Below are 14647 nucleotides of genomic sequence, written 5' to 3' on the forward strand. Positions count from 1 at the left end.
GGCTGGCGCAGACGATTACGCGCGCACGCCGTAATAGTAGGTAATTGACCCTAAATTTCACCGGCAATATAGTAGCGGAATCCCCCAGCTTGCGCAGGTCCTTGCGCAGGTCACCGGAGCGGGCGGCGCACCGAATACGCAGGAATTATGGACAAGATACAGGCGTTAGAACTCAAGCTGGATACGCTGATTCAACAGTATCAACAGCTGGCGGCCGACAACCGCGCCCTGCGTGAGCAGGAAGGCCAGTGGCAGCAGGAGCGCCAACGGCTAATCAAGAATAATGAAATTGCCCGCACACGCGTTGAAACCATGATCAATCGCCTGAAGGGCCTGAGCCAAGAAAACGCATGAGCAGCAAACCGAACCAATCCGTCGCGGTAACCATACTCGATAAAGAGTACCGGGTAGCCTGCTCCGAAGACGAGCAGGCCGGCCTGCAGGCGTCGGCAAAGTTGCTCAATGAGCGCATGGCCAAGATCCGCAACGGCGGTAGCGTGATCGGCGCCGAGCGCATCGCGGTCATGGCCGCACTGAATATTGCCCACGAGCTGATTCAGGCAAAAGCCGGGCTGGCGCGGCAACCGGTAGAAGAACAGATGCTCGACCGCCTGCACGAAAAAGTACAGGCAGCGCTCAGCAAGTTCGACAACGTCTGATACTCGTACACCGCCCCACTACTCTATTCGGTGCAGCTGAATACCTTTCGCTGCACTTCAATTGATTTCTCTACTCTTTTTATCTTCGCCCTTGACTCGCGCGAAAAAGACCGTTTTGGCGCGAAAGTGCGTTTAGCCAAGATCTCCCCCAAGAGGTATACTGTTTACTCGCCCTGAAGTGTTGGCCAGTTGACTATGTCCTGAGCCGATAATTCTACCCTGGAGGTTCCCAGCGGGTGTTGGTGTGCAAGTCCGCCATGCAGCGGAAAGCCTTATGCATTCCGGGAACCCCCACCTTGAGCCTTACGGTTCAAGGCTATGTCATCAGCCGCATCTTCGGGGCTCCTAATTCTTGTCTTGCCGGCGGGCCGGGCTTCCTGTGTGGACCTCTGACCGCCGGTGAATACAGCACACCCATGCCTGAGTCCGTCACCCTGCCGCCAACGCTCCCCTCGAAAACACAGCTGCGCAAACAGATCCGCGCCGCGCGCCGCGCGCTGAATCCGAATCAGCAGCGACTGGCAAGCCGCCAACTTTGCCAGCGCCTGGCGCGCAGTCCGGAAATACAACGCGCACGCCATATCGGCATTTACTGGCCGATGGATGGGGAGATTGATCCGCGACTACTGCTGGCGCGTTTCCCCCACAAACATTTTTACCTGCCCGCACTACCGCGCCCCGGGCGCACCACCATGACCTTTCGCCACTGGCCGGGCGCGCACCTTCGGTACCGCAACCGCTACGGAATTCCAGAACCGGCGATCGGGCGCAGTGAAATCCGTGCGCCGCAAAAGCTGGATTTGGTACTGGTCCCCCTGGTGGCTTTTGACTCCAGCGGCGCCCGCCTGGGTATGGGCGCGGGGTATTACGACCGCACCTTTGCCTTCAAGCACCTGCGCCCGGGCAGCGCCCCGCTGATGATCGGCGTGGCGCACCAGTTGCAATGTGTGGCGCAGCTCCCGGCAGAAAGTTGGGACATTCCACTGGCGCTGGTAGCGACGGATCAACGCCTCTATCGCTGCCGCTGATCGGCGCCCCCAACCGACAGGCACAAAAAAGCCGGGCCCTGTTTCCAGGGCCCGGCTTTTTTTGCTTGGCGTAACGCCTGCGGGCGGAGGGGTCAGCGAGTAACCACTCCCTGCTGAAGCGCTGCCGGGGCGTCAGCCTCTTCCTGATCGGAAGAGAACACCTCGGTCAAACCGCTGCTGCTCAGCAGTACGCCCGCAACAAAGACAACTACAGCGAGTGTCAATGCATCGGGTTTCATGGGGACCATCCTGTAAGATCTGAATTCTTGTTGTTTTCGCTATCTTTTTTCGCGCCTGGCGATCTGCGCCGCCAGTGGTGATTTGGACCTGTCACTTCCGGAAAGTTCCACGCGGGAGCAAAAAACTGCTCCGCTGGTATTCCTGCCCAGAAGTGACCCATAAGGGCCAATCACCGCTCAAAAGATACTCGATCAGTGGCCAAATAGTAACCCGTCAAGCGCTTTTTTTTGAGAGATTTCTCACAAAATGGAAATTGCAAGTTCGACAGGGCCTGCCCCGTGAACTACCCACCGCAAATACTGGCGACAGGCGCACATTTCCCCGCTGCCACTTAGTCTTTCTGGGCCAGAAAGAACCGATAGGCAGGATTTTCCGTCTCATCCCAGAAGGGGTAGTGCAGCTGGTCGAGCAGTGCATTCAGTTGCGGGCGCTCCGCTTCGGCAACCTCCAGCCCCACGAGCACCCGCCCGTAAGCGGCGCCGTGATTGCGGTAGTGGAACAACGTGATATTCCAGCGACCCGCCAGCTGCTCCAGGAAGTTGCGCAGGGCACCGGGGCGCTCCGGAAACTCGAAGCGATACACCACCTCGCTATCCACGCCGGGAGCCCGGCCGCCCACCAGGTGGCGGATATGCAGCTTGGCCATTTCGTTGTCGGTCAGGTCCGTGACCCGGTAACCGCCATTCTCCAGCTGGGCCACCAGCTGGGCGCGGTCGGCGTCGGTGGTGACCTGCATGCCTACGAAAATGTGCGCCTCACCGGAATTGGCGTAGCGGTAATTGAATTCGGTGATGGAGCGATCGCCCAGATCGCGGCAGAACTGCAGGTAGCTGCCGGCTTTTTCCGGGATGGTCACCGCCAGTACGGCTTCGCGCTTCTCACCGATTTCGGTGCGCTCGCTGATATAACGCAGGCGGTCAAAATTGGTGTTGGCACCACTGCACACAGTAGCCAGCGCCTGGTTCTGCTCGCCGCTCTGCTCGGCATATTTTTTCAGGCCCGCGAGGCCTACGGCTCCGGCGGGTTCGGCAATGGAGCGGGTATCTTCAAAAATGTCCTTGATCGCCGCACAGATCTCATCGGTGGTGACCGTGATCACCCCGTCGATGGTCTCCCGCAGCACCCGGTAGGTTTCCTCACCGATCTGCGCCACCGCCACGCCATCGGCGAACAGGCCCACTTGCGGCAAACGTCCGTCGCGGCTGCCCTGGTCCATGGCGAGTTTCAGGCAAGCGGCGTCTTCAGGCTCCACCGCGTACACCTTGATCTCCGGGCGCACGTACTTGATGTAGGCCGCCATACCCGCTGCGAGGCCACCGCCACCAACGGGGATAAACACCGCATCCAGGTTGCCCGGATGCTGGCGCAACAGCTCCATCGCCACGGTGCCCTGCCCGGCAATCACATCTGGATCGTCGTAGGGGTGGATAAACACCAGGCCGCGCTCTTCCACCAGCTGTTTGGCGAGTGCTGCCGCTTCGTCAAAGGTATCCCCGTGCAATACGACTTCTGCACCACGCATGCGCACTGCGTTAACCTTGATCGCCGGTGTGGTGGAAGGCATCACGATGGTGGCGCGCACGCCGAGCTGCTGTGCGCCCAGCGCCAGCCCCTGGGCATGATTGCCGGCAGAGGCCGCAATCACGCCCTTGGCCCGCTGCTCAGGAGGCAACTGCAGGAGTTTGTTGTAGGCGCCACGAATCTTGAAGGAGAACACCGGTTGCAGGTCTTCGCGCTTCAGCAGAATACGGTTGCCGAGACGGTGGGACAGCTGACGCATGGGCTCCAGCGGGGTTTCGATGGCGACATCGTAAATGCGCGCGTCTAAAATGCGCTTGATATAGGACTTGGGCATGACAGAAATCGGCAGCCGATGGATGTTTACAAGCCCGCCAGTCTAATCGCTACACAGCAGCAAAGCCACCAACGAGCCACTTTTGCGCGCAAAAATATTCATTCGCGGGCATTTTTATGGCAAAAATTGCACAAGGACGCATATTTCCTTATGAACCAGGATCAACTCAAGCAGGCAGTCGCGCGCGCCGCGGTGGAATACATCACCCCCATGCTGGAGTCCGACACCATAGTCGGCGTCGGCACCGGCTCCACCGCCAATTTCTTTATCGACTATCTGGCAGAGAAAAAGGGCCTGTTCGATGGCACCGTCGCCAGCTCCGAAGCCTCTGCCGAGCGCCTCAAGTCCCACGGCATCCCGGTGTATGACCTGAATGCGGTGGACGGCATCCGCGTGTATGTGGACGGTGCCGATGAGACCAACCCGCTGCTGCAACTGATCAAGGGCGGCGGTGCCGCACTGACCCGGGAAAAGATCGTTGCCGCCTGCTCCGATGAGTTTGTGTGTATCGCTGACGGGAGCAAGTGGGTAGAAGTATTGGGCAATTTTCCGTTGCCGGTGGAAGTCATTCCAATGGCGCGCTCTTATGTGGCGCGGGAAATCGTCAAACTGGGCGGCGACCCGGTGTATCGCGAGGGTGTGACCACCGACAATGGCAATGTCATCCTCGACGTGCACAATATGCAAATCGCCAAGCCTCTGGAGCTGGAAGACGCCATCAACAATATCACCGGTGTGGTGACCAATGGCCTGTTTGCCGCACGTCCGGCGGATGTGCTGTTGCTCGGCACTGCTGACGGCGTCAAGACGGTGAAGTCCAAGGTCTGACTCTTGCTCTGATACCTGCCCTGAAACCTGTATTAGCGAACGAATGATTCAAAACAATAAACGATGCGCACTGGCACTGCTCGCCCTGCCAATCCTTTTGGCAACGGGCTGTGCCACCACGCCGCCCAGCAATACCGACGACCTGTGCGAGATATTCCGCGAGAAGGACGACTGGTACCACGATGCCGCGGAATCCGCGCGCAAATGGAACACGCCCATCGCCACCATGATGGCTACCCTGCATCAGGAATCCCGCTTTGTGCACGATGCCAAGCCGCCGCGCACAAAAATTCTGTGGATAATTCCCGGGCCGCGCCCCTCTGACGCCTACGGTTATGCACAAGCACTGGGCACCACCTGGAAAGGCTACCAGCGCTCCACCGGCAACTACCGCGGCGACCGCGATGATTTTGAGGACGCCATCGATTTTGTCGGCTGGTATCACAACTCCAGCCAGCGCCAGTGTCGCATAAAGCCCAACGACACCTACCACCTGTATCTCGCCTACCACGAGGGACAGGGCGGTTTTAATCGCCGCACCTTTCGCAACAAACAATGGCTAAAAAATGTCGCGAAAAAAGTATCCGCGCGGGCGCAAACCTATCAGCGACAGCTCAACAGTTGCGAGGCCTCGCTGAAAAAACGGAAAAAGTTCCTCGGCCTTTTCTGACCCGGTTATTGCCAAAGCGAGAAATATCGCCGGCCACAGGAGGAAGTGGCGGCGAATTTCCCAACCGGCCCGGAATAACAACTACCCTTTGCAGACAGCGCTTTGCAGCACACCCTCGAATTGCTTCGATGCCAAGGCCCTGTAGCCCTCACCCTACGCTGGGCGTGCAACTCCGCACAGATGCGTTTCTTTCCGATAATGAGAGGTGCTCATGAAGCCGACCGTCATCTTTTCCGCCGCTCTCGCCCTGGCTCTCGCTGTATCCAGCGCCTTTGCGGAAACCGCCATATCCGAAGCACAGCTGCAGAAGTTTGCCGACGCCTACCGCTCCATCGTGACCCTGAGCCAGGAATACGCGCCGAAGATCAAAGCCGCCGCCGATGCCGCTGCCGCGGAAGCGATCAATGTAGAAGCCCAGGGCAAAATGCTGGCCGCAGTACAGAGCGCGGGTCTGAGCAAGGAAGAGTATCAGGGTATCGCCACCCAGTTGCGCAGCGACCCCGAACTGCTGAAGAAAGTTAACGCCATTCTGCAAAAGGCCGCCGCCCCGCAGTAACGCGCACAGCGGAGCCCCCTCAGGCTCAATCCGGCGCCGGGATCTGCTCCGGCGCCAGTGCCAGCACCTCGGCAATTGCAACGAGGTTCCCCCTCACCCAGTGGCGGTCGATCGACCCCCAGTCCTTCAGCTCGTAATACCCATCGTTGTTGCGCACGCCCTGCTGCACAAATTCCACCAGAGTCCCGTGCCCCGGCAGCCCCTTGGCAATCACATCCTGAATCGTCCGGCGAGGCCAGCCGGTTGCCTCCTCGAGTGCTGGATTGTTTGGCCGCGGTAGTCGCTCAATCAGGTAGGCCACCAGTAGTCGGCGACAGATGGTGGGATTGAGCCCGCTGTTCAGGGACTGAGACATAACGCTTCCTTGTATTGGTAGTGAGCGGGGAAAATCGATTGCCCGCAATCCCCTTTGTAGCACATCAACAACACACATTCAGCCATACACCAAAACCGATCGAGCAGCGGACAAGCGCGACTTTTTATGCACCTTTTTGCATAATCCGGTCACAAGTATTCAATTAGCTGACAGCGGGAAGCGTGACCGTGGAGACAGAAGAGAAGCCACAAGAAGTCGAGCAGCACCAGGAGCCCGGTATTCTGGCCGCCGCCGTGTTTGCGCATCTGGCCGGCCCCCGCGCCGCGGGAGTGGACTGTGACCAGCTGTTGCTGGACGCCGGTATTGACCTCTCCGCCGCAGACGCCCCTGGAGCCCGTATTGGCCGCGAGCAGCTGGCGCGCCTGTTGCGTCGCCTGTGGGATGAACTGGGAGACGAGTCCAGTGGCTATCTGGCGCGGCCCTGGCTGCCCGGCACCTTCGCCATGATGGGGCACGCCACCATCACCTGCCCCAGCCTGCGCCGCGCCCTGCTGCGCTCCGCGCGCTTTGTCGCCATGGTCAGCGACGACCTGCATATCAAACTGGTGGAAGACGGAGAGGAGGCCCGCCTGATTTTTCACCACGAAAATCGCAAGCAGCTGCCCAATCAGAATTTTGTCGAGTCGCTATCGGTGATCTGGCTGCGCTTTTTCAGCTGGTTGATCGACCGCACCATCTTGCTGGAGCGGGTGCACCTCGCGTTCCCGCCACCGGATTACCCTGAAGAATATGCCGACATGTTTCCCTGCCGGCATTATTTTCACCAGCAGGAAACCTGCCTGGTATTCAACACGCGCTACCTGAGTATGCCGCTGGTGCGGGACGCACAGCAGCTCAGCGAGTTTCTCGCCCGTGCTCCGGAGTGCCTGCTCAGCCAGTACAAATCCGATCACAGTTTCACCGGCCGCATTCGCCGTATGCTGCAAAGCGACAACAGTATCGAAAACCTGTCCCTGGACGACGTAGCAGAGCGTTTGTACACCTCACCACAGACCCTGCGTCGCCGCCTCAAAGACGAGGGCAACAGCTGGCAGGACATCAAGGATTCCGTGCGCCGGGATATGGCCATGTACCAGCTGAAGGGGCAGGAAACTGCGGTGGCGGAAATCGCCGAGCGCCTGGGTTTTTCCGAGCCGAGCGCGTTCAACCGCGCCTTCAAAAAATGGACCGGGCTGGCGCCGGGCGCCTATCGGGAGAAATACCGCGGATAGTGTTGCCATCTTGCGGGCGGGTAAATGACGCTCTGCCCAGTCATAAAAAAACCGCGGCGTGCCGCGGTTTTTTTATGCTGAAGGGTTACCGGGTACAGGTTACTCGGTAAACGACTCCACTTTTACCGCAATGCGGCGGTTCTTCTGCTTGCCTTCCTCGGTGCTGTTATCTGCCACCGGGTTGGCCGGGCCCATGCCCACCGCCTTCATACGGCTCGCGTCCACGCCGGCATCGGAGATCATCATCATCACTGCTTGTGCGCGGGATTCCGACAACTTCTGATTCGCACCGGCATCGCCATCACTATCGGTGTGACCCTCGATCACAATATTGAGGCCCGGGTTTTCCTGCATGATTTTGATCAGCGCTTGCACGTCCGGCAGAGAGCCTGCGTTTGGCATACTACCGTCGGCAGGAAACTCGATGTTCAGAGGGAACTCTTTGCTCGGGTCCCGGGTTGCATCGGCCAAATAGGCACGGAAGTCGGTCGCAAAATCACCGCCATCGGTGTCCATCGGCGCTTGCGGCGTCGTGTCTGGGGTCGTCATGGGATCGTCGGCAGAACCTGCCGGCGCCTCTTCGACGACGACCTCATCCTGCTCCATCACCACACCACCGGTACCATCATCCACCTTCTCTTTTTTCGCGCACATGTTCAGTGCCCACAATACCCCAAGGGCAATCAGCAGTGGCCACAGCCATTTCCCAAAACCGCTTTTGCGCGCCGGCGGCGGTGTATGGGCCGCGTGGGCTGTGTGGCGCGGTGTGGTTTCCACCACCGTGCGCTCTGCCATTTCATCCAGGTTACTGACACCCAGCTCCTTCAGCAGGCCGGGGGGTATCTTGTCTTTGATATGCGTTTTCTGCCCCAGTAGTAATGCCGCCAGGCCTTCCATATTCAGGCCTTTGCTTTTCACCAGCTTGCCAACCAGTGACATCACCACCGGCGCGGCAATCCGCATCAGGCTGCCGCCTTTGGCGCTATCGAGTCCCAGCGCGCTGGATACCACATCGAAGATGCCATCTTTCTTGTCGCCAAACAGCGAGCCAAGGATATTGCCCCCCACATCCTGCAGGCTGCTCATCCGATCCGGATCGGTAAAAATATCGCCGGGCGATGAGAGGTCCATATTGGTACTTTTGGTCGCCATATTGAGCAGTGCGCCCAGGCCACTTTCACTGCCCGCTTTGTTCAGCATACCGGCCAGTACCGAAGCGGCGCCGCTGGAGAATGCAGACTCCGATTTGCCATCGGGCAATCCCAGTGCATTCCCAAGTGAGCTGAGACCCGATGAACCCAGGTGGCGTATTGCCATATCCAGAATGTTGTCAGCCATGTATACCTCTTTGCCTGATTCGCCTAGCTGCGACTACTTCGAATGCGCGCACTGACAGTCTGCGCGGATTCCCGGCAGCAACGGAGTGCGTTCAATCAAATCACTACCATCAGTGTACGGCAGCAAAATCCACAAGTTAGGTCGATTCAGAATAAGAGCCCCAAGGTGCCATCAGCATTTCGAATGGCGTCAAAATCATCCACACATTTCCTAAAGTTTAACTTTTTGGTAATAATTGGTAGATAAGTCTCTCCCCCCACGGAGGTGGCTAACCTACTCCAATAACTGAGACATGGAAGTTTCATGGGAATCGACATTGCGTCACGCCTCCCGCAGAAGACAGTAGTCGACGGCGTTTATGAGACCAACAAAGTACTGCTGAATATCGGGCAAGACAGGGTCGTCAAGCGCTTTAAGACCCGCTCCAAAACCCACCGGCGCCGCTACTTTACCGAGAAAGAAGCGCTATACCGGCTGCGTCATATTCAGGGCGTTCCCCTCCTGCTCCACAGTGAAGACAAGTCTTATACTTTGGAAATGTCACGCCTGCCGGGCGAATCCACAAAGCTGTTAAACGCAGATAACCTGCGGGAGCTCGGTGGAATCGTGGAGCAGATGCTGGATGCCGGGGTTGCCCGGCATTCCATGCCGGTGCGCGATATTGTCGTCGATCAGAAAGGGCGGGTCGGATTGGTGGATTTTGAACGCGCCACACTGCGCCCTGGTTTCTGGCGGCCGGACTGGCCAATCGCCACACTGGTCGCACGCTATCACCTGTACCGCCTGATTCAGGAACACCAGCCACAATTGCTGACCGCAAAGCAAGCGCGCCTGGTAGCGATCGGTGCACGCCTCAGAGGCACCGTCGCTTTTATTCACACCCTGACCAAGCGCAAGAACACCAGAATCAACTGACGTTTTGACCCCGATACTGTTTCGGGCTGACTCCGAACTGATGATGGAAGCGCCGGCTGAAATGACTCAGGTGGCGGTAGCCCAGATCGAAGCACACCCGGGTTACCCACTTCCCACGGGCGAGGTGCACATCTGCCTCCCACTGCAAAGGCGCGACGTCGTTCAGGCGCGTGCAGATATTCCGCATCGAAACTGTCGTGGGCGTGCATGATCTTGCGGCCAGTGATCATACCGCAATACCCACATCGAGATTGAGGGGAGCATTCGCTCCCCTTTTTTTCAGAATTCGAACACTCTTTGTCGCATAATAGGTCTTTTCGACTCCGGGCAACGCTCTCTCCAAAGATAGCGGTGCCAATTGACTGTTCAACTAGAGAATAAAATGAATAGCAATCTCGTAAGACTCGCACTTCTAATTTTTATTATCACTTTGCCCGGATGTGGAGGTGGAAGCCATGACGACACGCCCCCTGAAGACATGGCTGAAGCCCCGGTCGATGACAAGGACAACACGGATAATGACAGCGGAGGTGATAAGGACCCGGGCAGTAATGACGGAAACGACCAAGACACGGGTGATGACCAGGGCTCTGACGATGAGGCCAACGCCTCCCCGGCTGCAGTTTCCGTGGAAATACCAGAGAAAATCGACCTGTATAACGACCAGGCTCTGTTGCTGACCAGCTCCGTTACTGGTGACGGTCCGCTCTCCTATAAGTGGCAGCAAGTATCCGGCCCCGAGGTTACCTTCGATTCAGCAGATGCAGCAGAAACCGAGGTGTACTATCCCTTTTCAATGCAAACTGAAACGTACTCACTGACCCTCTCCGCCAGCAATGAGACTTCCGAGGATAGTGCAACCATCACAGTTACGATCAAGGACCGAATCAATGAGGCTGTAAAATCAGGCGACCCCACTATGCTACCTGCCGCAGTCGAGGAATTAGAACAACGCATCCTCGACCGCATCGCACAGCGCCAGCAAGCCACCGCTTGGCTTCATGAGACTGTTTTTGGTGACGCTGCGGTAGAGTTTGATCCATCCCGTAACGCACGCTATTTCACTCTCGACAGCCTGAGCGGGGCACTTGAGGTTGTAACCGGCAATCAGGGCTACAACTTCATTTCTGCTACCGATAACAATAACTACCGCACTGTAGCTGTGGGCGACAATGTAATCGTTAAGCTGGACGCAGGAGATCATTCAGCCTTTATCCATCCGATGATAAATCTTATCGACTGGCTACTTGCCCCCCAGGTCGTGGCTCTGTCTACAGAAGACGACGTTAGCATTGCCCTGATGCAAATGAGTTCCAGCCATATGGACGCCACGCAACGTTGGCTACAAGCTCAAAATACCAATGTGGCGATTACGCGCTGCGACGTTGAAGCTGAACTGACTAGGTGCCTACATGGCACACACCTGATCATCACGGGTGCCGGTGTCACCACCATGGCAGAGAGCTCTGTAACGGCTGCCCTCAGTGGAGCGATCGAAAACCAGCAGTCCCTACTTTACGTTCACACCAATGGCTGGAACTCAACTTCCCTGACGAACCCAATCCTGCGATATTTCGGTGTGAAAACACAAGATGAGGGCAATGCAGGGAATTACTGGGTGCAGGATACCGCCAACTGGGCGTCTGCAGAAGAAATGCGGGCGAGCAACTCAACTCTGACCGACATTGCCAACCTGGTTAATCGCTTCAAGAACAACAGTTTTAGCTTTCAGGTTTCCCAATGTGCAGACCAAGACAATAGCTGCAGTAACGTACCAGCTTATGCCAGCGAATTCGGTGATTTAACCGCAGCATTAAGGTCTATTCCAAAAGGTTTTGACCAGAGTGCCGAAGATATTTTCACTATGGTTGATGAATATCGTATTGAAAAGCTATTGATTCTTCTAGCAGACAAATACCGGGAAAAAATTAATTTCCCCATGTGGAAAGATACCACCCCAACTATCAACTTCTTGAAAAGCTATTTTGCGGATGCTCTGGTATACACCACACGTCAACACAACCCGGGTGCGGCCGACCTCGGCAATTTCAGTCGCACCGATTTCAGCCACATCACGCCAAGCGATACAACAGTAAAACTTACCAGTCGTCGCCCATTCCGCACGGCAGGTGTTTACGCACTGCCCGGCCAGACTTTCCGCGTGACCAGGTCCGCTAGCAACATTGAAAGTGATGCCACAGTATTTATCAACACTCAACGCAGTAACTCTACCCGTCATATGTATCCCAGCCCCAGTGATACGACTTGGGGCTACACCCGACCCAAGTTCCTTCAATCCAATAAAATTCCCATCAAAGCTGGCGAAACACTTGTCCTTACATCACCGTACGGTGGTCCGGTGCAGATTGGATTCTCTGACACAGGGAAAGACATGACCTTTTCCTTTGAAAATATTGGCCAGCATCCAATCTGGCGCACTGGGGATGATGATGTCGCATTTGCCACAGCACTGGCAGCAAACCAATACGACTGGGCTGAAATAGCAACCGACTACTTCGAAATCCACTCATTGACAGAAAGGCTGACCCGCACCCTGTCTGAAGATACGCGCTGGGATACTCCAAGCGAGATGGAGTATTTCATATCGAAGTACCATCACAACTACTTCCGGGTATTGGCAGGCACATACGGCGATAACATTGATGTGGTGGCAGAAATCCACGACTTCGCTAACAGCAATGGGTTTGCCATCGCCGAATGGAATCAAGTCCACCATGGTAATATGGATCAATCTGCCTGTGGCGCCGGCTGCTCTGGCAACCCCTATGACGCCACTTGGGATTTTTCCGTACTTGGTCATGGTGACCTACATGAAGTGGGCCATACCGTGGAAAGAAACCGCTTTAAATTCACCAACTTTGAAGGCCACGCCACGACCAACTTCTACTCCTACTACGCGAAATCCCGCGCACAGGACGAGGACGGCATAATCGCCAACTGTCAAAGCCTGCCCTTCAGTAGTATCAGCGCAGATCTTGAGGCCAGCCAGAGCGATACCGACCCATCTGCCTACATGTCCGCACTGGGTTACAACCGCTGGAATTACGGCACGGTACTGGTAATCGAGATGATGATACACGCTCAAGAAGAGGGAGCCCTCAGTGATGGCTGGAACTTGATTCCGCGACTGCATATTCTCGAACAAGCATTCGACACTGCAATAGCGAGTGACGCGGATTGGGCATCCAGCAAAGGCACGATTGGCTTCTCCCGTTTCACCCGCGAAAAAGCCAACACGATGGATAACAATGACTGGCTGTTAATCGCTAGCAGTCGTGTTACTGGTCTGGACTACCGCCCTTACTTCGATCTGATTGGGCAGACTTATAGCACCGAAGCCGATGCTCAAGTTGCAAGTTTCGGCTACCCAGCGGTGGATCGGACATTTTATGTACCGACAACCGATAAAGCCTATTGTGACACCCTCGCAGGCCACACCAAGCAAACATTCTGATCAATGAGCAGATTCTATTAGGGGAGCACAAGCTCCCCTTTTGTTACGCCAAACTTCGTATTCCAGCCTCCGCAAATACGCTTACACGAATATTTACACGGTTTTTCACACGATGGGCGGCAAGCCTCTCATCGGCCGAGCAATACTGTAAGCAATCTGTAATAGGGAGATAAAGTGTGCGCCATGAATGAAATACGCGCCAGAATTGAGACTACCGTTGCATTTTAGATGCCAACCAATGCACAGCAATTGATCACCACATACTCCTATTGGTAAAACAGCCCGCAATGCGAATTGCAACCAATTCCATTAAGCCAGCCAGACCGAAACGGCACGTTAGTACCATTTATTTCACACTCAGGATCAATCTGTGTTCAAACCAAAGCTCATCATTATCCACGGTATGGGCCAACATACCGCGGACAGCTTCAAGGAGGAATTTGTAGAGGGCTGCCGTTCTGCCTTCAGTCTCTACGATGCATTCAGGGGAACGTCACCGGAGTATTTTGTGGAGATCATTCCGGTCGCCTATAGCGACCTGTTCGATGACTACCGGCTGACGGTTGCGTCTTTCGAGGGATCTTTCCGCGAGGCCATCGAGTCCATTCCCGAGGTCCGCGCACAACTATTGCCGGGCGCGGACGCCGCGTTAAGTGCTCTGGAAAAGGATCCCCGGAATACGCCCCTGTTAAAAACCCACGGCCTCGATGCATTTCTGTATCGCTACACCCGCCTCGGGCAGGTCGCCAGGGAGCGTCTCGGCAGCGCCATAGCGCAGGCCGCGCAAACCATTCATGGCGGTGTGCAGAATGTCCACCTGCTCGGCCATTCACTGGGCACCTCGGTACTCCACGACACTCTGAGCCAGCTTTACACCCCACCACCTACCCTGGCGGACCTCGGCAACCTCGATACCAGCCACCACAAACTCGGCAGCGTACATATGGTGGCCAATATCAGCCGGCTGATGGAATCTTCAATCAAGGTCAATCATTCACTGGTCAAACCATCGAACAGCGGCTGTGTGTACAACTATCGGGAGTATCGTCATCGCTACGACCCCATTACCTGGGCGAGGCCATTTAATCCCAAGAATGACGGACGCTGGATCTCCAGCGGAGACTGGCAGTTTATTGCCTACAAGCTGCTTGAATTTGAAGAGGTAACAGACGAATACGGCAACACCCACAGCCTGCACAATTACCTGAATAACCCCCTGGTGCACCGGGAACTGTTCAAGCTCGCATTCGGTATCGAATTTGACGAGGAACAGACCGCCCAGGGGGACGACCGCTTTTTCTGCCAGACCCGAACCCAGATAACCGAGTATCTGCAGGCGGCGTTTTCCGACCTGCGCAACCTCAACAGTATCGATGGAATGATAAACGCCGCCGCCGAACTGAAAGGGTTCGTGGAGCAGCGCGGTGGGCAGTTCCGCCTATAGCCTGCGGTCACCGCACTGAGAAGCCTGCTCCCGACGTGCCCAATGTCCTGGC

15 protein-coding genes and 1 other RNA gene are annotated in these 14647 nt (G+C 56.3%); 11 read left to right on the forward strand and 5 right to left on the reverse strand.

Annotated features, from left to right (window positions below):
• Positions 1-147: 147 nt before the first annotated feature.
• From ACYX4K_RS12845 to ACYX4K_RS12860, 4 genes are all read left to right on the forward strand, one after another.
• A complete protein-coding gene (locus ACYX4K_RS12845) occupies positions 148-354 on the forward strand; it encodes a TIGR02449 family protein (RefSeq protein ID WP_043319490.1) in 207 nt (68 codons plus the stop codon).
• Entirely contained in the window at positions 351-659 is a 309-nt protein-coding gene (locus ACYX4K_RS12850) for a cell division protein ZapA (protein WP_475091728.1), read from the forward strand. Before ACYX4K_RS12845 ends, ACYX4K_RS12850 begins: the two co-directional genes overlap by 4 nt.
• 167 nt (positions 660-826) lie before the next feature.
• Positions 827-1006, forward strand: a non-coding RNA gene (ssrS, locus tag ACYX4K_RS12855) — 6S RNA.
• Positions 1007-1075: 69 nt separating this feature from the next.
• Positions 1076-1687, forward strand: a complete 612-nt coding sequence (locus ACYX4K_RS12860; protein ID WP_475091727.1) for a 5-formyltetrahydrofolate cyclo-ligase — start codon at positions 1076-1078, stop codon at positions 1685-1687.
• Between the two features lie 92 nt (positions 1688-1779).
• On the opposite strand, the gene ACYX4K_RS12865 is transcribed toward ACYX4K_RS12860, so the two are convergent.
• Positions 1780-1926, reverse strand: a complete 147-nt coding sequence (locus ACYX4K_RS12865) for a hypothetical protein (RefSeq protein WP_475091726.1) — start codon at positions 1924-1926, stop codon at positions 1780-1782.
• Between the two features lie 332 nt (positions 1927-2258).
• On the reverse strand, positions 2259-3782 hold the full coding sequence (gene ilvA, locus ACYX4K_RS12870; protein WP_475091725.1) for a threonine ammonia-lyase, biosynthetic: 1524 nt from the start codon (positions 3780-3782) through the stop codon (positions 2259-2261).
• Between the two features lie 150 nt (positions 3783-3932).
• On the opposite strand from ilvA, the gene rpiA reads away from it, so the two are divergent.
• The 3 genes from rpiA (at position 3933) to ACYX4K_RS12885 (ending at position 5836) form a co-directional block, all read left to right on the forward strand.
• On the forward strand, positions 3933-4610 hold the full coding sequence (rpiA, locus tag ACYX4K_RS12875; protein ID WP_475091724.1) for a ribose-5-phosphate isomerase RpiA: 678 nt from the start codon (positions 3933-3935) through the stop codon (positions 4608-4610).
• 43 nt (positions 4611-4653) lie between these two features.
• Positions 4654-5280, forward strand: a complete 627-nt coding sequence (locus tag ACYX4K_RS12880; protein WP_475091723.1) for a transglycosylase SLT domain-containing protein — start codon at positions 4654-4656, stop codon at positions 5278-5280.
• A 211-nt stretch (positions 5281-5491) separates the two neighbouring features.
• Entirely contained in the window at positions 5492-5836 is a 345-nt protein-coding gene (locus ACYX4K_RS12885; protein ID WP_475091722.1) for a DUF4168 domain-containing protein, read from the forward strand.
• A 25-nt stretch (positions 5837-5861) separates the two neighbouring features.
• Here the strand turns inward: ACYX4K_RS12885 and ACYX4K_RS12890 are convergent, their stop codons facing one another.
• Positions 5862-6191, reverse strand: coding sequence for a helix-turn-helix domain-containing protein (locus tag ACYX4K_RS12890; protein ID WP_475091721.1), 330 nt, complete (start codon positions 6189-6191; stop codon positions 5862-5864).
• 182 nt (positions 6192-6373) lie between these two features.
• Here ACYX4K_RS12890 and ACYX4K_RS12895 point away from each other — a divergent pair, with 182 nt between their 5' ends.
• Positions 6374-7423 carry an AraC family transcriptional regulator gene (locus ACYX4K_RS12895; RefSeq protein WP_475091720.1) on the forward strand — a complete coding sequence of 350 codons (1050 nt, stop codon included), beginning with the start codon at positions 6374-6376 and terminating at the stop codon, positions 7421-7423.
• Positions 7424-7522: 99 nt separating this feature from the next.
• On the opposite strand, the gene ACYX4K_RS12900 is transcribed toward ACYX4K_RS12895, so the two are convergent.
• The gene (locus ACYX4K_RS12900; RefSeq protein WP_475091719.1) at positions 7523-8761 is read right to left on the reverse strand and encodes a DUF937 domain-containing protein; all 1239 of its coding nucleotides are present in this window, start codon (positions 8759-8761) and stop codon (positions 7523-7525) included.
• 303 nt (positions 8762-9064) lie between these two features.
• On the opposite strand from ACYX4K_RS12900, the gene ACYX4K_RS12905 reads away from it, so the two are divergent.
• The gene (locus tag ACYX4K_RS12905; protein WP_475091718.1) at positions 9065-9676 is read left to right on the forward strand and encodes a hypothetical protein; all 612 of its coding nucleotides are present in this window, start codon (positions 9065-9067) and stop codon (positions 9674-9676) included.
• Here the strand turns inward: ACYX4K_RS12905 and ACYX4K_RS12910 are convergent.
• A complete protein-coding gene (locus ACYX4K_RS12910) occupies positions 9669-9863 on the reverse strand; it encodes an AraC family transcriptional regulator (protein WP_475091717.1) in 195 nt (64 codons plus the stop codon). The two genes, ACYX4K_RS12905 and ACYX4K_RS12910, sit on opposite strands and share 8 nt — an antisense overlap.
• Before the next feature lie 195 nt (positions 9864-10058).
• Here ACYX4K_RS12910 and ACYX4K_RS12915 point away from each other — a divergent pair, with 195 nt between their 5' ends.
• Entirely contained in the window at positions 10059-13151 is a 3093-nt protein-coding gene (locus ACYX4K_RS12915; RefSeq protein ID WP_475091716.1) for an ImpA family metalloprotease, read from the forward strand.
• 370 nt (positions 13152-13521) lie between these two features.
• The gene (locus ACYX4K_RS12920; RefSeq protein ID WP_475091715.1) at positions 13522-14595 is read left to right on the forward strand and encodes a hypothetical protein; all 1074 of its coding nucleotides are present in this window, start codon (positions 13522-13524) and stop codon (positions 14593-14595) included.
• The last annotated feature ends 52 nt before the right edge of the window (positions 14596-14647 follow it).

This window comes from Microbulbifer sp. ABF4_107 (assembly GCF_056312215.1).